Source organism: Cryobacterium sp. RTC2.1 (genome assembly GCF_035018685.1).
Classification (GTDB): Bacteria; Actinomycetota; Actinomycetes; order Actinomycetales; family Microbacteriaceae; genus Cryobacterium; species Cryobacterium glucosi.
Map to the genome: position 1 here is coordinate 1 of NZ_JASJXJ010000044.1, position 24,719 is coordinate 24,719.

General features: G+C 67.8%; 25 protein-coding genes. 8 read left to right on the top strand and 17 right to left on the bottom strand.

What is annotated here, in order from left to right; all coding sequences use genetic code 11:
• Positions 1-281: 281 nt before the first annotated feature.
• Complete coding sequence (locus QN357_RS07735; protein WP_322135891.1) at positions 282-1,058, bottom strand: GNAT family N-acetyltransferase; 777 nt, start codon at positions 1,056-1,058, stop codon at positions 282-284.
• Between the two features lie 304 nt (positions 1,059-1,362).
• Here QN357_RS07735 and QN357_RS07740 point away from each other — a divergent pair, with 304 nt between their 5' ends.
• On the top strand, positions 1,363-1,725 hold the full coding sequence (locus tag QN357_RS07740; protein WP_134561208.1) for a DUF2200 domain-containing protein: 363 nt from the start codon (positions 1,363-1,365) through the stop codon (positions 1,723-1,725).
• 8 nt (positions 1,726-1,733) lie between these two features.
• Here QN357_RS07740 and QN357_RS07745 read toward each other — a convergent pair whose 3' ends face one another.
• The 3 genes from QN357_RS07745 to QN357_RS07755 form a co-directional block, all read right to left on the bottom strand.
• A complete protein-coding gene (locus QN357_RS07745) occupies positions 1,734-2,519 on the bottom strand; it encodes an isocitrate lyase/phosphoenolpyruvate mutase family protein (protein ID WP_322135890.1) in 786 nt (261 codons plus the stop codon).
• Positions 2,520-2,603: 84 nt separating this feature from the next.
• Positions 2,604-3,152, bottom strand: coding sequence for an NADPH-dependent FMN reductase (locus QN357_RS07750; protein ID WP_198413351.1), 549 nt, complete (start codon positions 3,150-3,152; stop codon positions 2,604-2,606).
• A gap of 85 nt (positions 3,153-3,237) precedes the next feature.
• A complete protein-coding gene (locus QN357_RS07755) occupies positions 3,238-3,840 on the bottom strand; it encodes a CGNR zinc finger domain-containing protein (protein ID WP_322140796.1) in 603 nt (200 codons plus the stop codon).
• 123 nt (positions 3,841-3,963) lie between these two features.
• Here QN357_RS07755 and QN357_RS07760 point away from each other — a divergent pair, with 123 nt between their 5' ends.
• The 3 genes from QN357_RS07760 to QN357_RS07770 all read left to right on the top strand — a co-directional run bounded on the left by QN357_RS07760 (position 3,964) and on the right by QN357_RS07770 (position 6,041).
• Complete coding sequence (locus QN357_RS07760) at positions 3,964-4,512, top strand: carboxymuconolactone decarboxylase family protein (protein WP_322135888.1); 549 nt, start codon at positions 3,964-3,966, stop codon at positions 4,510-4,512.
• 32 nt (positions 4,513-4,544) lie between these two features.
• Complete coding sequence (locus tag QN357_RS07765; protein ID WP_323504732.1) at positions 4,545-5,477, top strand: pyridoxamine 5'-phosphate oxidase family protein; 933 nt, start codon at positions 4,545-4,547, stop codon at positions 5,475-5,477.
• Between the two features lie 159 nt (positions 5,478-5,636).
• Positions 5,637-6,041, top strand: coding sequence for a hypothetical protein (locus QN357_RS07770; RefSeq protein ID WP_134446448.1), 405 nt, complete (start codon positions 5,637-5,639; stop codon positions 6,039-6,041).
• A gap of 102 nt (positions 6,042-6,143) precedes the next feature.
• On the opposite strand, the gene QN357_RS07775 is transcribed toward QN357_RS07770, so the two are convergent.
• The 3 genes from QN357_RS07775 to QN357_RS07785 form a co-directional block, all read right to left on the bottom strand.
• Positions 6,144-7,397 (bottom strand): hypothetical protein, encoded by a 1,254-nt coding sequence (locus QN357_RS07775; protein WP_322140798.1) that lies wholly within the window; start codon positions 7,395-7,397, stop codon positions 6,144-6,146.
• Between the two features lie 55 nt (positions 7,398-7,452).
• On the bottom strand, positions 7,453-7,719 hold the full coding sequence (locus tag QN357_RS07780; RefSeq protein WP_134446450.1) for a hypothetical protein: 267 nt from the start codon (positions 7,717-7,719) through the stop codon (positions 7,453-7,455).
• Between the two features lie 84 nt (positions 7,720-7,803).
• On the bottom strand, positions 7,804-8,415 hold the full coding sequence (locus QN357_RS07785) for a LysE/ArgO family amino acid transporter (RefSeq protein WP_134558445.1): 612 nt from the start codon (positions 8,413-8,415) through the stop codon (positions 7,804-7,806).
• Positions 8,416-8,487: 72 nt separating this feature from the next.
• Between QN357_RS07785 and QN357_RS07790 the strand changes: the two genes are divergently transcribed.
• Entirely contained in the window at positions 8,488-9,360 is an 873-nt protein-coding gene (locus tag QN357_RS07790) for a LysR family transcriptional regulator ArgP (protein WP_174774582.1), read from the top strand.
• 40 nt (positions 9,361-9,400) lie between these two features.
• On the opposite strand, the gene QN357_RS07795 is transcribed toward QN357_RS07790, so the two are convergent.
• Positions 9,401-10,006, bottom strand: a complete 606-nt coding sequence (locus tag QN357_RS07795) for a PadR family transcriptional regulator (protein ID WP_134558443.1) — start codon at positions 10,004-10,006, stop codon at positions 9,401-9,403.
• Between the two features lie 145 nt (positions 10,007-10,151).
• On the opposite strand from QN357_RS07795, the gene QN357_RS07800 reads away from it, so the two are divergent.
• The gene (locus QN357_RS07800) at positions 10,152-11,549 is read left to right on the top strand and encodes a glutamate decarboxylase (protein WP_370362653.1); all 1,398 of its coding nucleotides are present in this window, start codon (positions 10,152-10,154) and stop codon (positions 11,547-11,549) included.
• Positions 11,550-11,644: 95 nt separating this feature from the next.
• The gene (locus QN357_RS07805; protein WP_134446454.1) at positions 11,645-11,941 is read left to right on the top strand and encodes a putative quinol monooxygenase; all 297 of its coding nucleotides are present in this window, start codon (positions 11,645-11,647) and stop codon (positions 11,939-11,941) included.
• A gap of 15 nt (positions 11,942-11,956) precedes the next feature.
• On the opposite strand, the gene QN357_RS07810 is transcribed toward QN357_RS07805, so the two are convergent.
• Genes QN357_RS07810 through QN357_RS07850 form a run of 9 tightly spaced genes read right to left on the bottom strand, consistent with a single transcriptional unit; the run spans position 11,957 to position 23,088 of the window.
• A complete protein-coding gene (locus tag QN357_RS07810; protein WP_322135883.1) occupies positions 11,957-13,954 on the bottom strand; it encodes an amino acid transporter in 1,998 nt (665 codons plus the stop codon).
• A gap of 2 nt (positions 13,955-13,956) precedes the next feature.
• On the bottom strand, positions 13,957-15,132 hold the full coding sequence (locus tag QN357_RS07815; protein ID WP_322135882.1) for an XdhC/CoxI family protein: 1,176 nt from the start codon (positions 15,130-15,132) through the stop codon (positions 13,957-13,959).
• A 9-nt stretch (positions 15,133-15,141) separates the two neighbouring features.
• Entirely contained in the window at positions 15,142-15,912 is a 771-nt protein-coding gene (locus tag QN357_RS07820) for an SRPBCC family protein (protein ID WP_322135881.1), read from the bottom strand.
• The gene (locus QN357_RS07825; protein WP_322135880.1) at positions 15,902-17,224 is read right to left on the bottom strand and encodes a vWA domain-containing protein; all 1,323 of its coding nucleotides are present in this window, start codon (positions 17,222-17,224) and stop codon (positions 15,902-15,904) included. Before QN357_RS07825 ends, QN357_RS07820 begins: the two co-directional genes overlap by 11 nt.
• Position 17,225: 1 nt before the next feature.
• Positions 17,226-18,164: a MoxR family ATPase gene (locus QN357_RS07830; protein WP_322137316.1), complete on the bottom strand. Its 939-nt coding sequence runs from the start codon at positions 18,162-18,164 to the stop codon at positions 17,226-17,228.
• 2 nt (positions 18,165-18,166) lie between these two features.
• Positions 18,167-19,168 carry an XdhC family protein gene (locus tag QN357_RS07835; protein WP_322137315.1) on the bottom strand — a complete coding sequence of 334 codons (1,002 nt, stop codon included), beginning with the start codon at positions 19,166-19,168 and terminating at the stop codon, positions 18,167-18,169.
• Positions 19,169-19,179: 11 nt separating this feature from the next.
• Positions 19,180-21,573 carry an aerobic carbon-monoxide dehydrogenase large subunit gene (locus tag QN357_RS07840; RefSeq protein ID WP_323504733.1) on the bottom strand — a complete coding sequence of 798 codons (2,394 nt, stop codon included), beginning with the start codon at positions 21,571-21,573 and terminating at the stop codon, positions 19,180-19,182.
• The gene (locus QN357_RS07845; RefSeq protein WP_134446460.1) at positions 21,570-22,175 is read right to left on the bottom strand and encodes a (2Fe-2S)-binding protein; all 606 of its coding nucleotides are present in this window, start codon (positions 22,173-22,175) and stop codon (positions 21,570-21,572) included. The genes QN357_RS07840 and QN357_RS07845 overlap by 4 nt, the downstream gene beginning before the upstream one ends.
• Before the next feature lie 4 nt (positions 22,176-22,179).
• Positions 22,180-23,088 carry a xanthine dehydrogenase family protein subunit M gene (locus QN357_RS07850; protein WP_322135879.1) on the bottom strand — a complete coding sequence of 303 codons (909 nt, stop codon included), beginning with the start codon at positions 23,086-23,088 and terminating at the stop codon, positions 22,180-22,182.
• Positions 23,089-23,428: 340 nt separating this feature from the next.
• Here QN357_RS07850 and QN357_RS07855 point away from each other — a divergent pair, with 340 nt between their 5' ends.
• Positions 23,429-24,694, top strand: a complete 1,266-nt coding sequence (locus QN357_RS07855; protein ID WP_134446462.1) for a ScyD/ScyE family protein — start codon at positions 23,429-23,431, stop codon at positions 24,692-24,694.
• Positions 24,695-24,719: the final 25 nt, after the last annotated feature.

A 24,719-nucleotide genomic window follows, 5' to 3' on the forward strand; every position in this document is an offset into this window, starting at 1 on the left:
CCACCACTGGTGCTCTTCCGCACGACCAGTGGGGCTCAACCGCACGATCGGGTGGGGCTCAGAGACTCGAATACTCACAGTAGCTCGACAGAGCAGGGTCTCCGGTAGCCGGACGGCCACGGTGACATTTCAGCGCGGAAGTGCGATCGACCAGGACCGATGGATTGGCTGGAAGTTGACGATCGATTCTCTGCCCTGAGTGACATGCACCAAGCGTGAATTGCGGAGGCTCGAGGTTGCCCACATGTGGTGCCGGGGGAGCTGTTGCGACGGGCGAGCGGCTAGAGTCCGATCACGGAGTAGCGGCGTTCGATTCCCGCGGTGGCGTGACCCCACTCGCTGCTGGCGACACGTTCCTGGTGGGCTTCGAAGGCGGATGCGTGCTCAAAGCGCTCTTCGACCTGCCACACCAGGGGATTGCTCGTCCGGGTGACGTTGAACGACAGGCATCCCGGTTCGGCGCGGGTGAGGGCAAGGTGCAGTTGCAGGTATTCCCGGACAGTTTCCGCTTGGTCCTGGGTGCGACAAACAAGCTGCCCGCTGAGGGACACCTCGCCGCCGACTAGCTTCTTCTTCATCTTGAAATTGGTCAGCTGCACGCCGGCCGTCACCGGATGTTGTTCTGCCTCGACGGTGAATCCGGAGCGCTCAAAGAAGGGGCGGGCTGTAATGCTGACGTCAGCTGTCAGCTCTGTCAGCTGCTCCTGGCGCGCGCGGGCCTCCACGTGGCCGATCAGTTGCCGTGCCACCCCGCGTCCCAGGTAGCGAGGGGCGACGAACATCATGTCGATATGTCCCTCAGAGTCCACGTCGGAGAAACCCGCCGGCGCACCATCCACGGTTGCCACACAACTGTTCCGCGCCTGCATCGCCGTATGCCAAGCGGACAGCTCGCGCGCTTCTGGCCGCGCCCACGCCTGAATCTGCTCCCGCGAGTAGTCGGCGGCAGCGGTTTCTGTCACTGCGGCAAGGAAGATCGCTAACGTGTCTGCGGCATCCGCTTGACAATATGGCCGGATGATAACGGCCGGCGTGCCGGCACCTGTGTTCAGATCCACAGGATCAGCATCCCACGTGGACTGTGCATGACCGTGCGGCACTCACTGTGAATCCACGGGGGGCAGTCCGCCGTCGTCGATCTGGTCGGTCGGCCGCAGGGTTGAACGATCCGACAAGGCGACCGAGCAGACCTGCTTACCGTCGTCGACCCGCCCGGTCCTGCGGTCGGCGATCGTGCGCCCAAGAATGCCGGCCTGGATCTTTCGTCACCTGATCGGCGGGCACGGATTGCGCGCAGAGCTCGGCGTCGTTCTGGTTTCGGAGACGATTGACCCTGAGACACCCCTCGCCTACGCTGGCATCGTGTCCAGGATCTTCGGTACCCAGTTCTCCGCGGTGTATCCGCTCTACGTGGCGAAGGTGGAGCGCAAGGGCAGGACGAAGATGGAGCTCGATCAGGTGATCATGTGGCTGACCGGATTCGACGACACGACGCTTCGCCGTCACGCCCAGGGTGGAACAACGTTCGAGGAGTTCTTCGCAGAGGCGCCGATGAATCCCAGCGCGTCGCTGATCACCGGTGTGGTGTGCGGCATCCGCGTGGAGACCATCGAGGACCCGCTCATGCAAAAGATTCGCTATCTCGACAAGCTCGTCGACGAGATTGCGAAGGGTAAACCGTTGGAAAAGGTGCTCCGTGCACCCGCCACGACCAGGACGGCCTGAATTTCTGATCAGTTCCCGCTGGCTCGACTGAAAGCCACGAGGCTAGCCTGCATTTCCCAGTAGGACGTCGCGGTCGGTGCCTGACGGTTATCGCGCAGGGCCGTGACAGTGTCCACGGCCCTGTCTATGGCTGCACGGTACGGCAGCGACCCCGAGCTCACACGCTTCACCCCCAGATCGCCGAGCTCGGCCACAGTCAGGGAGGGGTGCGCGAGCACATTGACCGGCAGCGCCACAACCGCGGTGATCCTCCGGATGTCCTCAGGATTCACGAGGCCGGGCACAAAGATTCCGTCGGCCCCGGCGTCGGCATAGGTGCGTGCTCGAAGCAGGACGGCCTCGACAGTCGCGTGCTCGCCGAACCAGAGATTGTCCACCCGCGCATTGACGAAGATGTCGGGGCTGAGGTCTTTGACGGCGCTGATTTTGGCGGCAGCCGTCGATGCATCCACGAGATGCCCATCCCGGCTGTCCTCAAGATTGACGCCGGCCACGCCCAGGACCTCTAGCTCGGCCACAAACTCCGCAACCTCCGCTGGGTCGTCGGAGTAGCCGTCTTCGACGTCCGCTGTGATGTGGACCGACATGCGGCCCAGTCGCGCCGCAAGTGCGACGGTTGCCGCCTTGCTGGACCCGCCACCATCCGGCAGGCCGGCGCTGGCCGCGATGCCAAAGCTCGTCGTGCCGACGGCCGGAAATCCGGCGTCCGCGAATGCCAGGGCCGAGCCGACGTCCCAGGCATTGGGTAGCACGAGCGGTGAGTCACGGTAGTGGAGTTGCCGAAAAGTTGACATCGTTGTTCCCGTCCTGCGCCAGCCGAATCGATGAATTCTCGTCAGCGTACTAGTGGGTGGCGAGCGCGCAAGCCGGTCCGAACGCTAACGCTTCTCGTCGAGTTCTTCCGCGGGCCAATGCTCCTGCATTGTCGCCCACCAGCGGGCCAGTGCTTCGCGTTCCGGCTGCGCCGTGACAGCACCGGCTGCAACCAGGTCCCGCCCGATCGGGAGGTCGATGCACGCTCCATCGAGTACCTGTGCGTCGACATAGCCGAGTACCGATCTCAATGTGGCGAGTGCACCGTGCCCGCGTCCCGGTGAGGCCACGTTGATCCACGCGACCGGCTTCCTGGTCAGAACGCTGCTGCCGACAGTCCAATCCAGAAGATTCTTGAAGCTGCCCGGGAGTGTCCCGGCATACTCTGGCGTGCTGAACACCACCACGTCGGCGTTGTTGATCTGTTGTCGCAACTCCGCGACCGGACCTGGAACCGGGTCGTGGTCATCGTCCGGGTTGAAGGCGGGTAGTGCAGACAAGCCTTGGTACACCAGTGCGATCGAGCCTGCTGGCGCCAGGTCGCGCACCGTGGTCAGCGCCGCGTTGTTGGTTGAAGACTGCCGAGTGCTGCCCGAAACAAGGAGGAGTCTCATATTCGTACTTCCCATACAGGCCACAGGCGGAGGAAAGCAGCCGGAAGGATCATCTCGTCGGCGCATCGTCTCCGGCCCGGGCGCATCAGCGAGCCGTGAGTTCGTGTGCCGTACGCGCGGAGCGTACCGATTGGTAATGCCGCGCAGCGCGAGCGCGGTTGCCGCAAGCGACCGAGCACCATTCCCGTCTGGGGTGTGTCTTCACGAAGTAGAGCACGCATCCGGGCGCGTGGCATGCCCGCAGATTCGAACCGTCTTCGCCCAGCAGGTGCTGGGCGTGGTAGGCGACGTCGGCGAGGCCGGCAACCACCGGAGAAACCGCGGATTCGGGGGAGAGCGCGAGAGCCGCTCCGCTCAGCCGCAGCTGCGGGATCGGACGCTGGTTGGCGGCGGCGTTGATAGTGAGCAGCGCGTCCTCCACGCTCGCCATGGGCGATTCGGCAGTCCGACGATCATCGTCCGTCACGTGGGCTGCCAATCGGCGCACCGCGTCTCGCAGATTCCGTGCCGTCAGGAACTCGTCCCGAGTCGTTGCCGCGCCTGCCCGATCGATGCGGACGGCATCCAGCCAGGCGTCTACGCCTGTCGGTGTCGCGAAGTCGTCGTGAAGGCCCTCCGTGTCTGCCCAGATAGTCGCCATCAGGCGGACCGGCATCGGCTCGTCGGCGAGCGCCCAGCTGCGGTCCAAGCTCCTGTTTCCCATGCGGACAAACTATCACGGAAGAAATCACTTGCATACGTTAGAAAGATCGTGATAGAAATTGTCACGGATGAACATGAGTTCATGCATTAGAAAACGAGGAGAAGAACCATGACTGCCACCATCACTGCTATCGTCCCGATCCAGCCCGAAACCGCGACGGGCGTCGCCAGGGACCTGCTTGACCAGGTCCAGAAGGGACTGGGTCTCGTGCCGAACATGGCCAAGGTCATGGCCAACAGCCCCACCCTGCTGAAGGGTTACCTCGCTCTCTCCACCGCAGTCGGATCCGGCAGCCTTTCTGCTGCGGTGCGCGAGCGCCTCGCTATCTCGACCGCTCAGCTGAACGGTTGCGAGTACTGCCTCTCCGCCCATACCTTCATCGGAGGCAACATCGCCAAGGTCGATGCTGCGGAGCTCGACTCCGCACGCCGAGCGCAGTCACGTGACCCGCATGTGGCCGCACTGCTGACCCTCTCCAACACGATCGCGGAGAATGCCGGTGACGTCGGCGATGACGCGCTTGGTGCAGCCCGTGCCGCTGGTGTGAGCGACGCGGAGATCGGCGAGGTCGTCGCGAACCTCGCGCTGAACATTCTGACCAACTACTTCAACGTGCTCGCTCACGTGGAAAACGACTGGCCCGTCGTCGGGCTGTAATCCTCGACTCGATTCTCCAGGAGATGATGACGATGATCGCGACGCCCCAACTCGCCGACGTCGGCTTTCACGCCGGCGAACTGGCCGTGCAGCGCCAGGCCGGTGTCACAATCGACGCGGCCCGCCTGTCAGGGATGCTCGGGCCTGTCACTCTGACCGCCGGGATGGCCGGGTTTCTCAGCGATCGAACGTTTCTCGTCATCTCCGGGAGGGATCGCTCCGGACGCCTCTGGACGTCCCCGCTGGTCGGCCGTCCCGGTTTCTTGGAGGTGCTGTCCGACACCTCCGTTGCCGTTCATGCCGTGATCCCGCCGGGCGACCCACTCCGCGGGCTGCAGGCCGGTCAGAAGATCGGGATGGTCACGGTTGAATTCGCCACCCGGCGCCGGGTGCGTATCAACGGCGCACTCACGGTGAGCGGCGGCGATCTCCTTGTCGTGGACGTCGAACAGGCCTTCGGCAATTGCCCGCAATATATCCAGCAACGTGTTCTCGTGCCCGATGAAATCGATGGGGCGGGCAGCGAGCACGTCAGACACGGCAGCACGCTCTCGATGGAAGACCGTGAGCTCATCAGTGCCGCCGACACGTTCTTCCTCGGCACAGTGACTCCCGAGCGGGGGTCCGACGCGTCCCATCGTGGCGGTCCGTCCGGGTTCGTCCGCATAGACGGGCACGGGCTGTGGTGGCCCGACTACAAGGGCAACAACCTCTTCAACAGTTTCGGCAACATCACCGTCAACCCCGAAGCCGCCCTGTTGTTCATTGATTTCGCGACCGGTAAGTCGCTGCAGCTATCCGGCACGACCCAGATCGAATGGGGTGAACCCGGTCGGCCCGGAGATGACGGACATACAGGCCGCATTGCTCGCTTCACCCTGCAACGCCTCGTGGCCGGCCAGGTTCTTCCGGTCCGGGAGATCACTCACACCCCTTATCCGCGCAACCTCGCGTTGACCGATTGACAAGGACCGTTCCGTTGACACTGGCGGCCACTCCGCACCTAGGCTGCAGCGCTGCTCTGGCGTTCCCTCAACGCCCCGGACGAGTTTTAATCGGACAACCGGAATGTGGCGCGGTGAGAGGCGCCGACTGAACTGAACCACGGAAGGAACGTGATCTGCATGAATGCGAATCAGGAGTCCAATGGCGAGACCCGCCTGGCCTACATTCTCGGCGTACCCCTGGCCGAGAATGTCGTGCGCCAATGGCCGCAAATGGGCGAAATCGTGCGCACCAGCACACTCATCGGCAGCGTCGAGGGCAACTTCGCGGAACTGACACTGGAAGTCGGCAGACGCCTGCGCCTCGGGGATGTCCTGGTGGTCGAGTGGACCTGCAACTACGGCGACGGACGCCTCTACCGCAACGTGACCATCGGCGAACTCGAGAACGGGGAAGCCGTGCGCGTCACGGACTACTGGGGCGAACCCACCGACACGCCTCTCTGGCGAGTGCCGCTGACCGACCGCCTCGACATGCCCGGCGACGGCATCTGGAAGGACAACGACCACCTGAGCCACCACTGACGCGAAAGCGATCTGACAACCGGTCCGCGGATTCCGAGCACAGGACGGTCGGGGTGCCGCCGTGCTCGCGGCGCCGCTCTCGGCACCGATGGCTGCACTGCCTCAGCGGCGGCCCAGCCGACCGATGGCGAACCCGACGACGCCGATGAGCCCGCCGAGGGCGACCCAGCCCGCGGCGCGGCCCCCTCTTGCCGCGTCCGGTACCGGATGCGGCGACGCGGCCTCCGTCGCCCCCGCCCCGACAATGGCCACGGAAGCCGCCTCTGCCAGCGGCACCGCGGCATCCGCTGCCGGGGCGACGACGGACGCGTTGCGCACGAACAGCACGAACCACGCGAACACGATCAGCACGGCGACGAGTTCGAGGGCGGTGAGGTTGTAGTACCCGATCGGGTACCAGAGCAGCACCGCACCGCCGATCGCGAGTACGAAGACCGTCGTCGTGACGACGAAGCTCCGGGGGAGGTCCTTCAGGACGAGCGGGACCAGCACGATGAGCGCGACGAAGCCGACGACGGCAGAGGTCGCGAAGGTGTTGTGCACGACGAAACTGACGTCGACGGGCACGAGGCCGACTCCGATGAGCGCAACGCCGACGATGATGATGATGATCCGCACGAGCGGGACGCCGCGGAGGTCGCTGCCTGCGGCGCTCCGCCGCGAACGCAGGTCGAGGGTCAGGTAGTCCGCGAGGGTCGTCATCACGAGTCCGGCGAGGAGGATCGTCAGGTTGAACGCGTATGCGGAGGTTGCGTCCCCCATTCCGAGTGCGCTAAAGTTCGCCTGCCACCAGCGCGGGTCGGCCGCCGTGAGCATGCTCGAGAATACCCCGGCGGCGAGGAAGAGGCCCAGGAGTGAGGCGAGGCGGGTCGTCGTGATCTCCGCGGCGAGGAGGAACAGCGCGAAGGTGCTCGCTGCGACCGTCAGCGTGACGAACAGGGTCGCCGCGAACGGGTCGAGCAGCAGTTCGCGGAAGGCCAGCTGGAACACCGCGTAGACCGAGCTGATCAGGAGGCCGGCCATTGCGGCACCGGTCACCGACAGCCCGATGGTGTCGAGGATGCGTCGGATGCGGGCACGACTGCGCCATCGCGGAGAGTGCCGGGTGAAACGGACATAGGACCATCCGAAGACCAGCAGTCCGATCAGTCCGGCGATCTGGGCCGAGAGCCCGCCGACGGAATTTTCGCCGGCGAGGCCGACGGCACGGCCACCGAACACGATCACGGCAGCGAGGAGCCCCGCGAGCGCGCCGACCGCAGCGGCGATCAGGGCACCGGATTCCACCTCGGATCGGCCGTTACCGGTGCGTTCGTCCTCCACCGGCGGTTCCGGGTCCGCGCGGGAAGGAGTCATCTCCCTATCCTGTCGCGCTTTCGAGGCTGCTGTGGCCGCTGAGCGAGGTGTCGGCCTATGCGGGCGGGGCCTCACTCACGAAGCAGGAGATTGCACTCGCGAGGTCCGGCCGGACCATCCGGGCGACCGGGGTGCCGAATTCGATGACCTCGTAGCCGTCGCGGTTCCTGGCGATGAAGCCGATCACGCTCAGCGCGTTGTCCTTCGCGATCCGGGAGTCGCTGACCCGCCACTCCCGTCTCGAGAGCGCGCGCACCTGGACGTCGCTGGGCGAACGGGACTGAAGTGCGGCGGCGATCATGGTGGGTCCTTTCCTCGACATGAACCGACCGTAGGTTCGGTTCCTATCGGTTGCCTTGGGGCCCGATGTGAAGCCGATGAGGCCCGGCACACTCCGATCCGGGACTCAGGTTCCGATCCCGAGCAGCAGGCTCACCGCGATCACGGTCATGATCACCGCGATTCCGATGTCGAGAATCCGCCACGACACCGGCCGGCCGAAGACCGGGCGCAGCAGCCGGGCGCCGAAACCGAGCGCTGTGAACCAGATGACGCTGCCGAGCACCGCCCCGAGACCGAAGTACCAGCGTTCGTCGCCGTGGGCGGCGGCGACGGAGCCGAGGAAGACAACGGTGTCGAGGTAGACGTGCGGGTTGAGCCAGGTGAGCGCCGCGGTCGTCGCGAGGACCTGGGTGAGGCTCGCGGCAGTGCCGACGACCGAGGTGTCGAGCGGCCGAGGGAGAACGGCCCGACGTGCGGCGAGCGCCGCGTAGCCGAGCAGGAATGCGGCACCGACGATCCGGACCACGACGAGCAACCACGGCACCGTGCGGATCAGCGCCCCGAATCCGGCGACACCGACCAGGATCAGGACCGCGTCGGAGGCTGCGCAGACGATCACCACGGCGAGCACATGTTCCCGGCGCAGTCCCTGCCGCAGCACGTAGGCGTTCTGGGCGCCGATCGCAACGATGAGGGACAGGCCGAAGCCGAGGCCGGCGAGGGTGGTGAGGATCATTCTCCGACCGTACCTCGGCGGCGAAGGATGAGTACAACGAAACTTTCTTAGCAGGCATTAGTCTGGCTAATCATGACGATTGACAATGCGCAGCTCAGGGCCCTCGCGGCGACGATCGATTGTGGCTCCTTCGACCTCGCCGCCGCGACCCTGCACATCACGCCGTCCGCGGTCAGCCAGCGGATCAAGGCCCTCGAGACCTCCGCGGGCCGGGTGCTGGTGCGGCGGACGAAACCGACAGAGATCACGGATGCCGGCCTGCCGTACCTGAGGCTGGCCCGGCAGATCGACGCTCTCGTCCAGGACGTCGTCTCCGGGTCGGAGTCGGAAGCGCGCGCGGGCGTTCCGCTCGCCGTCAACAGCGACTCGCTCGCGACCTGGGTGCTTCCGGCACTCGCCGGCCTGCCCGACTCGATCACCTTCGACGTACGCCGTGAGGACGAGGATCACTCGGCCGAACTGCTGCGCGCGGGAACGGTGATGGCCGCGATCACGACCGACGCGCGTCCGGTGCACGGTTGCTCCGTCACCCGGCTCGGCAGCATGCGTTACCGGCCGATGGCGCACCCGCGCTTCGCCGCTCGATGGTTCGCCGCGGGGCCCACAGCGGATGCGCTGTCCCGCGCGCCCATGGTCGTGTTCGACGCCAAGGACGACCTGCAGGACCGCTTCCTCCGGGGGCGGAGCCGTCGGCCGCTCACGCCTCCCCGGCACTCGATCCCGGGGTCCGCGGACTTCGCGGAGGCCGTCCGCCTCGGGCTGGGCTGGGGCATGGTGCCCAACCAGCAGATCCTCAGCGGCGAGGCCGACGGTGTGCTCGTCGATCTCGCGCCGGGCCGGCACATCGATGTGGTGCTCTACTGGCAGCAGTGGACGCTGCACACGCCCGTCCTCGCGACGATTTACGAGGCGATCCGGGCCGCGGCCGCGGAGCACCTCGACTGAACCCTGTCGCCACCAACCACTGCCGGCAGGGACCTTGCCGTCAGTCGGCGAGGATTCCGTAGAGGGAACGTCGGAGGTCGTCGATCTGGGTGACGGCCTTCGCGCGCTGCTCCGGGGTCGCGGCGAAGCGGAGTTGGTGGATGACGCCCATGAGCTTGGCGACGCTCTCGTGGAGATTCGCTTCGGCTTCGACGCGTGCCGTCGAACTGTCCCAGACGCGGGCAAGGGCGTCCGCGTTCTCGGTGACGTAGGCGCGGCCGGGCTCGCTGAGCTGGAATTCGGTGCCGGTGCCGTCACCGGTCGGGGCGATGAGGCCCTCGTCGACGAGCTGCTGCAGCGTCGGGTACACCGATCCGGGGCTCGGGCGCCATGTGCCTCCCGAGCGCTCGGTGATCTCCTTGATCAGTCCGTAGCCGTTGAAGGGCGCTTCAGAGAGCAGCGAGAGGATGGCGAGGCGGACATCCCCCTTGAGCTTGCGCTGGGCACCCGGCGGCATGAAGCCGCGCGGGCCGAAGCCGCCGAAGCCCGGGCCGAAGCCCGGGCCGAAACCGGCTCCGAAACCGGGCCCGGCGCCCCGGCCGAAGCCGCGGCGCTCGTGCCGGTCGCCGGAGTCGTGGGTATGGGGTTCGCGAAAATCGTTGTGCATGGTGGTGTCCAATCGGGAAGCGGGTGGTCGACGGTCGAGAGGATCGGCGATGGTTTAAAGATATATCGGTGAATAGTCCTGAGCAATGACTCTCAGTGAATACGCAGCCGGGAGGTCGAGCGTGATGCGCGGTGAGTGCGGCAGCATGGACCACATGCAGGCCGACCCAGAGTTCAATCCGGAGTTCTTCGAGATCAACCCACTCTTCTCTCGCCCGGGGGAGGACAGCGTTGCGCCGCGGTACGTCCTCGGCGCGGGCCCGATGGAACCGGAGACGGCATACCAGATCATCCACGACGAGATCATGCTCGATGGAAACGCCCGGCTGAACCTCGCCACGTTCGTCGGAACCTGGATGGACGAGCACGCCGGGCGGCTCTACGCGGAGTCCTTCGACAAGAACATCGTCGACAAGGACGAATATCCGCAGACCGCCGCGATCGAGGAGTATTGCTGGCGGATGATCGCCGGCCTCTGGCACGCGCCCGAGCCGATGGAGACCATCGGCACGTCGACGATCGGCTCCTCGGAGGCCTGCATGCTCGGCGGACTCGCCCTGAAACGCCGCTGGCAGCAGGCCAGGCGAGCGGCCGGGAAGCCGACCGCGCAGCCGAACCTCGTGATGAGTTCCGCGGTACAGGTGTGCTGGGAGAAATTCTGCAACTACTGGGACGTCGAGCCTCGATTCGTGCCCATCAGCGAAGAGCATCCGAGCCTGGACGGGCACGACCTGGCGAGCTACGTCGACGAAAATACCATCGGCGTCGTGGCGATCATGGGTGTGACGTACACCGGGGTCTATGAGCCGGTCGCGGCGATCAGCGCCGCCCTCGACGAGATCGAGGCGCGAACCGGAGTGTCCGTTCCCATCCATGTTGACGCGGCCTCCGGCGGGATGATCGCACCCTTCCTGCAGCCGGAGCTCGAGTGGGACTTCCGATTGGTACGGGTGCACTCGATCAACACCTCCGCGCACAAGTACGGCCTTGTCTACCCGGGACTGGGCTGGATCGTCTGGCGGTCGAAGGATTCACTGCCAGAGGACCTGGTCTTCCATGTCAGCTACCTCGGCGGGAGCATGCCCACGTTCGCGCTCAACTTCTCGCGTCCCGGCGCGCAGGTGCTCCTGCAGTACTACCTCTTCCTTCGGCTCGGATTCGACGGCTACCGTGCCGTGCAGCAGTCCGCCCAGGACGTTGCGCGGTACCTCGCGCGCGGCATCGAGAAGATCGGTGCCTTCACACTGTGGAATGACGGGTCGGACATCCCGGTCTTCGCCTGGCGCCTCACCCCCGGCCACACCCGGAACTGGAACCTCTTCCACCTGTCGGACCGGCTGCGCTCCCACGGCTGGCTCGTTCCCGCGTACTGGATGCCCGACAACCTGTCCGAGATGACCGTCCAGCGGATCGTCGTACGGAATGGGCTCAGCATGGACCTCGCTGCGCGCCTGCTCACAGTGATCGAGGAGGAGACGGCGTATCTCGACCGGCTCGAAGGTCCGATGCCCGTCGAGGGGCAGCATCCGGGCTTCACACACTGACTCCTGACGGGTGCCCCCTTGCCGGTTCGGGCGTCTCTTCCTATGCTCACGACGGGACCGCCGCCCAGGCGGGCCGACGTACAGAGGAGAATGCGATGACGCTCAAATACGGTGTGCTGGCTGTCGTTGAGGCCCGGGCCGGGCAGGAACAGGCCGTCGCGGATTTCCTCGCCGGTGCACAGGCACTGGCGGCCGCCGAGCCGGGCACCCGGACCTGGTACGCCTTCCGGGTCAATGACGATACGTTCGGCATCTTCGATACCTTCGACACCGAGGAGGATCGCCAGGCACACCTCACGGGGGCCATCCCGGCAGCGCTCGCCGAACATGGTCCGACCCTGCTCGTGAGGGACCCCGACATCAGCCTGATCGACATCCTCGCCGCCACCTAGTCGACGGCGAACCCCTCAGCCGCCGCCGACGTGGGTGCCCGGACGGCGGAGCGGGTCGGGTTCGACCTCGCGCATGATCTCCCGCACGACGGGGGCGGTGTCGCCCTGGCCGAGCAGGAGGTAGCGCATCAGATGGAAGAGCGGGTTCCCCTCCGACCATTCGAAGTAGACGTGCGGGCGTACCCCGGAGGCATCCCGCAGGGCGAGCAGGATCGCAGCGATGGCGTTCGGCGCCGCCGGGCTCTGCGCGCGCAGCACCCGGTAGCCTTCGATCTCAACTCCCCGGACGTGCACGATCTTGCTGAAGCCGGAGGGGTCGATGACCTCGATCTCGAGGAAGAGCACGTCCGCGGTTCCGGGAACCGGATTCATCCCACGCTGGTCGGCCTCCTTCGCCGCGTACTCGGCGCGGTCGCCGCTCTGGGGCTTGTTCGCGATGATGTTCAGGGCGCCGTCATAGACGAGGGAATCGGCGACGAACTGCCGGGCCATCCCGTCGAATTCGACGCTGTCCACCCGGAGCTCGGTCGTCCGTGTCACGCGTGAGATCAGGGACACGGCGATGATCGCCGCGATGAAGAACACTGAAATCGTGATCCCGTCCGGTTTCTCGACGATGTTCGCGCCGAGGGCGTAGAGGAGCGCGAGCGACAGGACACTGAAGCCGATGCTCGCGCGGCGTTGCCTGCGGCGGACGGCAGAGATGGTCACGGCGACGGCGCCGGACACCATCATGGCGAGGATCCCGGTCGCGTACGCGCCGGCCTGCGCGTTCACATCCGCCCGGAAACCGATCGTGATCAGCACACTCACCCCGGTGTACACGAGTACGACCGGGCGGATGGCGCGGCTCCAGTCCGGCGCCATCCCGTACGACGGCAGATACCGCGGCACGATATTGATCAGTCCGGCCATCGCGGACGCACCCGCGAACCAGAGGATCAGGATACTGCTCACGTCATAGACGGTCCCGAAGACCTCGCCGACGCGCTCGTGGGCGAGGAAGGCGAGCGCGCGCCCGCTCGCCGCGCCGCCCGCCTCGAACTCGGCCGGTGGGATGAGCACGGTCGTCACGAAGCTGCTCGAGAGCAGGTAGACGCTCATGATGAGGGCCGCGGTCGTGAGGAGCCTGCGGGTGTTGCGGATCCGCGAGGCGAGTCGTTCCTCGGGGCTCCTGCCGTCCGCGGCGACGAGCGGCATCATGCTGACCCCGGTCTCGAAACCCGAGAGACCGAGGACGAGGAGCGGGAACGCGATCACGGCGGGCCCGAGGATATCGCCGAAACCGCTTCCCCGTGCGGTGAGTGCGTCCGTCCAGTTCGCGATCACCCCGGGTTCGGTGAAGGCGTCGTGGAGTCCGACGCCGATCACGACTCCATTGAGCAGCAGATACACCGCGACGAGGGGAATGGCGACGGAGACGGCCTCGCTGAAACCGAGCAGGAAGACTCCGCCGAGGATGAGCAGCAGCACGACCGTGATCGGCACGGCCTGGCCCGCGAGGAAGCTCGGCGCAAACGGGTTCTCAAGGATGTGCACCGTCGCATCCGCCGAGGACAGCGTGATCGTGATGATCCAGCTGGTCGCGACGAAGCCGAGCAGGATGAGCACGAACACCTTGCCGCGCCAGAACGGCAGCAGCCGCTCGAGCATCGCGACGGACCCTTGCCCGTGCGGGCTCTCCTTCGCGACGCGGCGATACATCGGCAGCATGCCGAGGAGGGTGAGCGCGACGATGAGCAGGGTCGCAACGGGTGAGAGCGCGCCGGCGGCGAGGGCCGCGATACCGGGCAGGTAGGAGAGGGTCGAGAAGTAGTCGACGCCGGTGAGGCACATCACCTGCCACCAGGGGTGGGTGGATGCCGTCCCCTCTGCGCTCTCGAGGCCCACCGGTTGCACCCGGTTGGCCAGGAGCCACCGGCCCAGGGGCCCGTATGCTGCCTTCGTGCGGATCGGACTCGGAACGCTCGCGGGGATCTCGGGACGAACGGCACGGCCCGGAGTCTGGTCCATGGTCACACGAGCTTTCGGGCGTCATCCTCGTCGCGCACGTCGACGATGTCGTGGGCGGCCAGGTCGTGGTGGATCGGTGTCCGGCGGTCGCCGAGCGGTTCACCGGTGCCACCCCACATTCCGGAGATGACCTCGGCCATGATCGAGACCGCGGTCTCCTCCGGCGTGCGGGCGCCGAGATCGAGGCCGATCGGGCTGTGCAGCCGCGCCAGTGCGACCTCGGGCACGGCTGCCGCGCGCAGCCGGTCCAGGCGGTCGTCGTGGGTGCGCAGGGAACCCATGGCGCCGACATAGGCGAGGTTGTCGTCGGCGAGGGCCAGCTCGAGGAGAGGGACGTCGAACTTCGGATCGTGGGTGAGTACGCAGACGACGGTGCGCGCGTCGAGGAGGCCGGCAGCACTCTGCTCGGCGAAGTAGCTGTGCGGCCAGGCCACGACGACCTCGTCGGCTCCGGGGAACCGTGCAGGAGTCGCGAACACGGCGCGGGCATCGCACACGGTGACCCGGTACCCGAGGAAGTCGGCCAGCCGGGTCAGGGCCGCGGCGAAGTCGACAGCGCCGAACACGAGCATCCGTGGCCGCGGGGCGAAGCTCGTGACGAAGACGCGTAGTTCAGCGCCATCGCGTTCTCCGTCCGGCCCGTAGCCGATCGTCGAGGTGCGTCCCGCCGCCAGGAGGCCGCGGGCATCGTCGCCCACGACGTGGGTGAGCCGTTCGGAACCGAGGTCTCCGGTCACCCCGTCGCCGCGCACGATGAGGTGACGGCCGAGGATGCGGGGGTCGGGGTGCTCGATGACGGTCACGATACCGACCGGAACGGACGTCGCAAGGTCGCGCAGGACTGTGTCGAGCTCCGCGAAGGTCTCGCGGGAGACCGGTTCGACGAAGACGTCGAGGATGCCGCCGCAGGTCAGGCCGACCGCGAAGGCGTCGTCGTCGCTGATGCCGTAGCGCGCGAGGGCCGGCCGTCCGGTGCGGATCACCTCCTGCGCGAGTTCGTAGACGGCGCCCTCGACGCAGCCTCCCGATACCGAGCCGACGACGGCGCCGTCGCTCGTGACGAGCATCGATGCTCCTGCGGGCCGGGGCGCGGAGTGGAACGTGCGTACGACCGTGGCGAGCGCCGCCGTCCGCCCGCGTTCCCAGGCGGGAACCAGTTCTTCGATGACGTCACGCATTGCGGAGTCTCACGGTCGGCGCCCCTGGCGGATGTCTGCGGCCGAGCGGGCTGCACCGTGCCGGCCGAGCCGGTAGCCGACGAAGCCGACGACGGCGAGCAGGCCGAGGAGTGTGGCCGGGTTGCTGAGGCGCTCCATGATCATCGCCCTGGCGAAGCTGAAGGCGTCGAGGCTCGATCCGGCGGCCGGAGGCGGCGGAGTCCTGGGAACCGGCCGGGCGGGAACGTCCGCCGGGTGCACGATGCCGATCGGTGCCGTCGCGCCCGGCTCGGCGTCCACGGGCACGGTGTTCGCAGGCACTGCGTTCGCAGGCACGGTGTCCGCCGGCGCGGGCGCCTCGCTCAGCATCGCCTGGAGGTTCTCGGCGAAGAGCGCCATCATCTGGTCGGTGACACTGCCGATGATGCTCTTGCCCATCACGGCGACCTTCCCGGAAAGGTCGACGTCGGCGTTCACGGTGCCGTGGGTCGTCCCGTCCGCCTCGGTGAGGACAAGCGTCGCCGTGCCCTGCGCGGTGCCCTGGCCGCGCGCCTCCTGGGCGCGCCCCTCGAAGACCGCCCGGTGGGCATCTGCATCCCGCTCGATCACGTTCATCATTCCTTTGTACTGCATTGCCACAGGTCCGAGCTTCACCTTCATGCCGACCTGATAGGCGTCGTCGGAGAGACGGTTCAGGATCTGCGCTCCCGGTACGCAACCGGCGACACGTTCGAAGTCCATCAGGGTCGCCCAGACCTCCTCGATCGGCGCGGTGACGGAAAAGGTGCTGTCAAGCTGCATGGTCATGTCCTCTGGTCGTCGGGTGGGGTCGAGTACGGGGATCGGTGCTGGATGCGGTGCAGGGACGGGTGCGGGGGTCGAGCCGTTCTGCGCGGATCAGGTCGGCGAGTTCGCCGAGCGCCGCGTAACTGTGGCCGCTCACGATGGCGTCGATGTAGGGCAGGGCGGCGTTCATCCCTCCGACGAGCGGCTGGAATCCGGGAGCGACCGTACGCGGGTTGACCCAGACGATCCGGTACGCGAGGCGGCGCAGACGGGCCATCTGGTCGGCAACGAAAGCGGGGTCGTCGAGGGCCCAACCGTCGGAGAGCACCACGATCACAGCGCCCCTGGCCAGTCCGCGCCGACCGTGGTCGTCGATGAACCGGCGGATGCTGTCGCCGAGCCGGGTGCCGCCGGCCCAGTCCGAGGAGCTCGCCGCGGCGTTCGCGAGCGCGGCGTCCGCATCCCGGACGGCGAGTTGGCGGGTCAGCCGGGTCAGCCCGGTCGAGAAGACGAAGGCCTCCGCGTGCGCGCCCGCAACGGCGCCCTGGAGCAGGGTGAGGAACACCCGGGTGTACGGTTCCATCGACGCCGACACGTCGCAGAGCAGGACGAGCCTGCGCGGTTGTTCCCTGCGGCGGGAGGAGACCAGAAGGATCGGCTCCTCGCCGGTGCGGTGTGCGGCCCGGACGGTGCGCCTCAGGTCGAGCCGGGCACCGTCCGCTCGGGTCGGCCGAACCCGCCTGCTGCGCCGAAGCGGGGTCGAGAGCGAGATCCGGCGCACGAGGTTCCGAACCTGCTCTGTCTCCTCAGCGCTCAGGAGCGAAAACGAGGTCTCGTGCAGGCGGCGTTCGAGCGAGGCGAGCATCAGGATCGTCTCGCGTTCGACGGCGCCCGGATCTGAGGGCCCTGCTGCGGGAGCAGGCGTCGGAGCCCGGGTCTCTGGTCCTTCGCGCGGTTCCTGCCGTCTTGCGGCGAGGTCGTCGTGTGGCGCCGGGCGGGTCCTGGCCTCCGAGCCGATGGCCGGCGGCGCGTTCGGGTCACCGCGCTGGTCCGCCGGGTCGAGCAGGCCGTCGAAGACGGCAGAGAAGACCGCGTCGAACACCGGCAACTGGTCTCTCGACGAGAGGAGCACGATGCGGCACGTCCAATAGAGTGCCGAGCGATGGGTCGGCGGCACCACCTGGACCGCGTCAGCGAGCCGGGCAGCCCCGTCGACCGAAACCGGCAGGCCCGCGCGGCGGAGCGCGGTGACGAACCCCGCGGCGAATGCGGCCGGTTCAACCCGCGGGGCGGCATCCGCCGGTGCGCGCTCGGTGATCTCTGCCATGTCAGCTCCCGGCCATCCAGTCGGCCCCGCGCACGAGCGCGAGATCGAGGTCGTCCCTGTTCTTGATCAGGGAACCCCAGGTCTGGGCGACGTACTGCGGATCAAGACGGTCGGCCCCGAGAACGGCGAGCGCAGCCGCCCAGTCGATGGCCTCGGCGATGCCGGGTGGTTTGACGAGGTCGAGGGAGCGCAACCGGGTGATCGCGGTCGCGGCGTCGAGGGCGAGGCGTTCGGTACTGCCGGGCACCCGGCGGCGCACGATCTCGGCGATCCGTTCCGGGCTCGGGTAGTCGATCCAGTGGTACAGACACCGCCGGGTGAGGGCGTCGTGCAGGTCGCGGGTGCGGTTCGAAGTCAGGATCACGATCGGCGGCACCGCGGCCCTGATCGTGCCGAGCTCGGGGATCGTCACGGCGGCCTCGGCGAGGAGTTCGAGGGTGAAGGCTTCGAACTCGGCGTCCGCACGATCGATCTCGTCGAGCAGCAGCACGGCGGGCCGGGGACCGGGGTGTTCGATGGCCTGCAGGAGGGGGCGTCGCAGCAGGTACTCCGGCCCGAACAGCGCATCCTCGTCGATCCCTGATCCGCTGGCCTCCGCGAGCCGGATCGCGAGGAGCTGGCGCGGGTAGTTCCACTCGTAGAGGGCCTCGCCCGCGTCGATGCCCTCGTAACACTGGAGCCGGAACAGGGGCGTGTCGAGAGCCCTCGCGAGCGCCTTGGCCGCCTCGGTCTTACCGACACCCGGTTCGCCCTCGAGCAGGATCGGCTGCGGCAGGCGTACCGCGAGGAAGAGGGCCGTCGCGAGGCCTTCGTCTGCGAGGTAGTCCTCCGCGGCGAGCGCAGCCTGCAGTGCAGGCACGTCAGGGACCAGTGCCCGGACCGCGGACGTCGCCCCGCCCCTGGCCGGGCTCGAGGGGATTCCCTCAACGCTCGGTGCCATGGTCAGTGCTCCACGGTCGAGGTGTGGACGTGGGTCTTCGTGAGGGCGAAGCGCTCTGGATCTGCGACGAAGGCCGCGCGACAGCCGGGGGAGCAGAAGTAGTGTGTTGCCCCCGCGTGCTCGTAGTGCAGGCTCGTGGGCAGGGCGGCAACCGTCATCCCGCAGACCGGATCGATGGCGCTCGGAGGCTCCAACGTCGCGTCGGCCTCCCCGGGGGACACCGGGAGCGGCAGGGCCCCCGCGGCCCCGGCGAGCCCCGCCGACCGGAGCCTGAAACGTTCGGCGACGAGTTGCGCGAAGACCGAGACCGCGATCTCGCCGGGGGTCCGGCCGCCGAGGTCGAGTCCCGCAGGGTTGAACACCCTGGCGCGTTGCTCGGCGTCGACGTTGAGGGAGGCGAGCACTGCGGAGCCCCGGGTGGGGCTCGCGACGAGCGCGACATAGGGCACCCCCGCGCGGAGGGCCGCCTCGAGGGCGGGTTCCTCTTCCCGGCCATGGGACGCGACGATGAGTGCGGCGTCGTCCCGGCGCGGTGTCGTGGCCGTGCCGGGGGCGCCGATCGTCTCGGTGAGCTCGACGTCGAAGCCGAGGTCGACCCCGATCGTGGCGAGGGCCCGCGCGACCGGTGTCGCGCCGACGACGATGACCCGCGGTGCCGGATGCCACGGCTCGAGGAAGATCTCGACAGCGCCCCCGCTGAGGCACGGGTTCCGCACCTCGACAGCGCCGTCCTCCGCCACGCCGGACGGGTCCCCTGGCACGACCCGGAGCAGGACGGGCTCGCGTGCGGCGAGTTGCCTGAGCCCGTAGTACCGAACGGATGCCTCGACGCAGGCACCGCCGACGAACCCGTCGATCCGGCCGGCGGCATCCACAACGGCGGTGTCGCCGGCGTGCGCGCTCGTCGGACGCTGGGCGCGTACGACGGTGGCGCGGACGAACGGCTCGCGGCGTTCGGTGAGTTCGTGCGCCCTGCGGGCGAGGGCGTCCGGAATCGGTGGCATCGGCACGGCAATCAGATCGGCGGGCGGGGACGACCCTGGATGGCCGCCCACACCCGTGCCGGCGTGCACGGCATGTCCATGTGCGTGATCCCGAACGGGGCGAGGGCGTCGACGACCGCGTTGACGATCGCGGGGGGTGAACCGACCGTCGCGGACTCTCCGATGCCCTTCGCTCCGATCGGGTGGTGCGGCGAGGGGGTCACGGTGTACCCGGTCTCCCAGTCCGGCACCTCCATCGCCGTCGGGATGAGGTAGTCCATGAAGGAGCCGCCGAGGTTGTTGCCCGACTCGTCGAATTCGATGAACTGCATGAGCGCCATGCCGACGCCGTCGGTCAGGCCCCCGTGCACCTGCCCCTCGATGATCATCGGGTTGATCCGGGTACCGCAGTCGTCGACGGCGACGAACCGGCGCACCGTGACGTGCCCGGTGCCGGGGTCGACGTCGACGACGCAGATGTAGGCGCCGAAGGGGAAGGTCAGGTTCGGCGGGTCGTAGGTCACTTCGGCGTCGAGGTTGCCGTCGATCCCCTCCGGCAGGGCTACGGTGCCGTATGCGCCCATCGCGATCTCGGCGATGGTCTTGCCGACACTCGGGTCGCCCTTGACGAACCAGCGGCCCTTCTCCCATTCGAGGTCTTCCGGGCGGGTCTCGAGCATGGCGGCGGCGATGAACCGGGCCTTCTCGCGCACCTTGCGGGCGACGAGGGCCACGGCGGCGCCACTGACCGGGGTCGACCGGCTGCCGTAGGTGCCGAGGCCGAACGGCGTCTGGTCGGTGTCGCCGTGCACGACGTCGATGTCCTCCGGCGGGATGCCGATCTCCTCGGCGACGATCTGGGCGAAGGTCGTCTCGTGGCCCTGGCCCTGGCTCTGCACCGAGATGCGTACCACCGCCTTGCCGGTCGGGTGCACGCGCAGTTCCGCGCCGTCGTTCATGCCGAGGCCGACGATGTCCATGTGCTTGCGCGGGCCGGCACCGACCGTTTCGGTGAAGAACGAGATACCGATGCCCATCAGTTCGCCGCGGTCGCGTTTGGCTTGCTGCTCCCGGCGCAGGTCGTCGTACCCGGCCATCTTCATCGAGAGCCGCAGTGCACGCTCGTAGTCGCCGGAGTCGTACTCCCAGCCGGTCTTGTTCGGATAGGGGAACTGCTCCGGCTTGATCAGGTTCTTCAGGCGCAGTTCCGCCGGGTCCATCTCGAGCTTCGCGGCGAGGATGTCGACGAGCCGCTCCACGAGGTAGACGGCCTCTGTGACCCGGAAGGAGCACGCATATGCGACACCGCCGGGCGCCTTGTTCGTGTAGACGCCGGTTACCGAGCAGTGCGCGGCCTGGAGGTCGTAGCTTCCGGTGAAGATGTGGAAGAAGCCGGCGGGGTATTTCGTGGGCTGCGCCGTGGCGTTGAAGGCACCGTGGTCTGCGAGGACGTTGGTGCGCACGGCGAGGATCCTGCCGTCTTTCGTCGCGGCGATCTCGCCCTGCATGATGTAGTCGCGGGCAAAGGAGGTCGACATCAGGTTCTCCGAGCGGTCCTCCATCCATTTCACCGGTTTGCCGGTCACGATCGAGCCGACGACGGCGAGGATGTAGCCCGGGTAGATTCCGACCTTGTTGCCGAAGCCGCCGCCGATGTCGGGGGAGACGATCCGGATCTTGTGCTCCGGGATGCCCGCGACCATGGCGAGCAGGGTCCGGTGGGCGTGCGGGGCCTGGCTCGTCTCGTAGAGTGTGAGCTTGCCGGTCACCGCGTCGAAGTCTGCGACGGCGCCGCAGGTCTCCATGGGAGCCGGGTGCGATCGCGGGTAGACGATCTCCTGGCTGACGACGACGTCTGCTGCGGCGAAGACGGCATCCGTCTCGGCCTTGTTGCCTGCCTCCCAGTCGAAGATATGGTTGTCGGTGCGCCCTTCCATCTCGTCGCGCACGACCGGTGCGTCTGCGTCGAGCGCCTTCCTGGCGTCGACGACAGGCGGGAGCACGTCGTAGTCGACCTCGATGAGTTCGAGTGCGTCCCGGGCGGCGTAGCGGTCCTCCGCGACGACGAAGGCGACCTCCTGGCCCTGGAAGCGCACCTTGTCGGTCACGAGCACCGCCTGCACGTCGGCGGAGAGGGTCGGCGCCCACGCGAGGCCGAGGGCGAGCAGGTCGGCCCCCGTGATGACGGCGACGACGCCCGGGTGGGCGAGGGCTGCGGTCGTGTCGATCGAGACGAGCCGGGCGTGCGCGACCGGTGAGCGCAGGATCGCGCCGTGGAGCATTCCGGGCAGCGTGATGTCGTCGACGTAGTGGCCGCGGCCGCGCACGAAACGGGGGTCTTCCTTGCGTTGCAGCCGGCCGTAGCCGATCGGGCGGCCCTCGTCGTCCGCCGCCGGGTTGGGTGCGTGTTCCTGCAGGATGGTCATGCGGTCACCTCTTCCGGTTCCGTCTGCGAGGCCGGGATCGCCCTGGCCGCTTCCGCGGCGGCGGCGCCCGGTTCCGTGGTCGTGCCCGCCGAGTCGTCGAGCGCTGCGGGGTCGCCACCTGCGGCATCCGCTTCGGTCATGCCCGCCGGGTGGTCTGCTGCCCAGTGCACCGAACGGACGATCGTCGCGTAGCCGGTGCAGCGGCAGATCTGCCCCGAGATCGCCCGGCGGATCTCGGTGTCGTCTGGGTGCGGGTTCACGTCGAGGAGAGCGCGGGCGGTGAGCATCATGCCGGGGGTGCAGAACCCGCACTGCAGCCCGTGTTCCTCCATGAAGCCCTGCTGCACGGGGTCGAGGGTGCCACCGGTGGCGAGGCCTTCGACCGTCGTGATCGCATGACCATCGGCCATCGCCGCGAGCACGGTGCACGACTTCACCGGCTGCCCGTCCATGAGCACGACGCAGGTACCGCAGTTGGAGGTGTCGCAGCCCCAGTGGGTTCCGGTGAGCCTCAACACGTCGCGGATGTAGTGCACGAGCAGGACGCGCGGTTCGACCTCGTTGGTCACGTCGGTCCCGTTCACCGTCATGGTGATCTGCATGGATTCAGCCTTCCTGCGGTGTGGTGGGGTGCCCGGTCGGGCCGGCGAACTCCGCGACACGATCTGTCGCGCGGCGAAGGACGCGGCGGGTGAGCTCGTCGGCGAGGTGCCGCTTGTAGTCGACCGGTCCGCGCTGGTCGGCGACCGGGTCGGCCGCGAGTGCTGCGAGGCGGCCGGCCTCGATGAAGAGCTGCTCGCCGGGGCGTTCACCGCGGAGCAGCTCCGTGACCGCGCCGACGGTGCCGTCGAGCCCCACGGCGGTCAGGCCGACGGATGCCTCCGCGATCGTGCCGTCCTCCGCGAACGAGAGCGCGGCTCCTGCCGCGGCGACGGCCCAGTCGCCGACCCTGCGCTCGACCTTTTCGTATGCGCTTCCTGAGCGCGGCCGGATCGGGATGCGCACTTCGCAGAGCAGCTCATCCGCGGCGACCGCCGTCTCGTAGGCTCCGCGATGGAACTCGGTCATGGTCAGCATCCGCTCGCCGAGGGGACCGCGAACGATCGCCTCGGCACCGAGCACATCGCAGACGGTCGCGAGGTCCTCCGCAGGATCGGCCTGGCAGAGCGAACCTCCGATCGTGCCGCGATTGCGGACGATCGGGTCTGCGATCACTCGCTCGGCGTCGCCGACGATCGGGAAGAGCGCGGCGATCTCAGCGGACTCGAGGAGGGTCGTGTGCCGGGTGAGGGCGCCGATCCGCAACCGGTCTCCGTCCCGCAGCACGAAGTCGAGTTCGAACAGGTCGTTGATGTCGATGAGCCATTCCGGCCTGGCCAGCCGGAGCTTCATCATCGGCAACAGGCTGTGACCGCCCGCGATGATGCGGGCCTCGGGGCCGTACCGGGAGAGCAGTGCGATGGCGTCGTCGACCGTGTCGGCGCGGGCGTATTCGAATGGTGCCGGAATTTGCACGGACCCTCCCCATTGAGGCATGCCCTGCGGAATGGGGGGCACTGGATGCCACACATAGTGGCCCCGGGCCCCAGCGAAGTCAATGACCCGCCGATCGGGCATTTCCTTTCGGTTCATGGCAAAGACCTAGACAACGCACAGGCTTCGGATTAATCTGCCAGCGTCGGCACCCGTGTGTGTGCCGGCCTCCCCGGGAGACGCTGTGCATCACACGTTCTCTCCGCGGTGCTTGACAACATGCAACCGTCATCTGCTCTCGGCGTACCTGCGCAGCGCTTGTCTTCCGGTGCTTCTGTCCCAGCGGTCGTGGCGAGAGCCGATCGTGAAGAGAACAGAGATCATGACCAGGACACTGCACGGAACAGGACTGCACGGAACGGCACGGCACGGAACAGCACGGCACGGAACAGGACTACGCAGGCGGCTCCTCGCGGGGGTGGCGTGCGCCTCCCTCGCGGTGGCGTTCTTCGGCGCCACCCCGGCATCGGCCGGACAGGGATCCGGACACGGCGACGGCGACGGGGAAGGAACAGGCGCGCCGGTGACGCTCGCGGAGGGCCTGCTCGGCCCGCTCAGCCTCGAGGTCGGCCGGCACAACACCGTCTACGTCAGCCAGAACTTCGCCGGCGAACTCACGAGGGTGGCCCGCGACGGAACGACAGCGACCATCGCGAGCGCCCCGGGCGACGAGATCTCCGCGGTCACCGCGCGGAAGGGCACCGTCTACTACGCCCGGGTGGCCCAGGACCACAGCGCGGCCACGCTCAGGTCCATCGCGCCGGACGGCACCGACGCTCAGCTCGCCGACATCTGGGCCTACGAGAATTCGGCGAACCCGGACCAGGACAACAGCTACGGGTTCGTCGACCTCGACCCGGCGTGTGCCGCCCAGTTCGATCCCGCCCAGCCGCCGTTCATTCCGGCGGCGTACACGGGGGTCGTCGACACGCACCCGTACGCGTCGCTCGCCCTCTGGAACGGGGTGTACGTCGCGGATGCCGGCGGGAACGCGATCCTGCACGTCGACTGGGACGGCACGGTGTCCACCACCGCGGTTCTTCCGCCGAGCGACCCGATCACGATCGATGCGGCGATGATCGCGGATATCGGTTTCCCCGCCTGTGCAGCCGGGCACGACTACCGCTTCGAACCGGTTCCGACGGATGTCGAGCTCGGCCCGGACGGTTGGCTCTACGTCACGTCGCTCCCAGGCGGGCCGGAGGACGCGAGCCTCGGCGCGCGCGGCTCGGTGTACCGGGTCGATCCGGACTCCGGTGACGTCGAACTCGTCGCGACCGGGTTCGTCGGTGCGACGGGCCTCGCGGTCTCGCAGGACGACGGCACGATCTACGTCGCCGAGCTGTTCGGGGGTCCGGACGGCACCGGCCAGGTGTCGGTGCTCGATTCCGGTTCGGACACGCCGAGTGCGCTCGTGGCGGTGTCGCAGCCGGCCGCGATCGAGTTGCGCCACGGTGCGCTCTACCTCACGACGGATGCGATCAGTCCGGACGCGAACGGAGCGCCGACCCCGGTCGGCAAACTCGTGCGCATCCCGCTGACGGGTGGCCACGCCGCGAGCGACTCCCTCGACGACACGACAGACTGACTCTCGCCGCCCACCCGGCCCACCC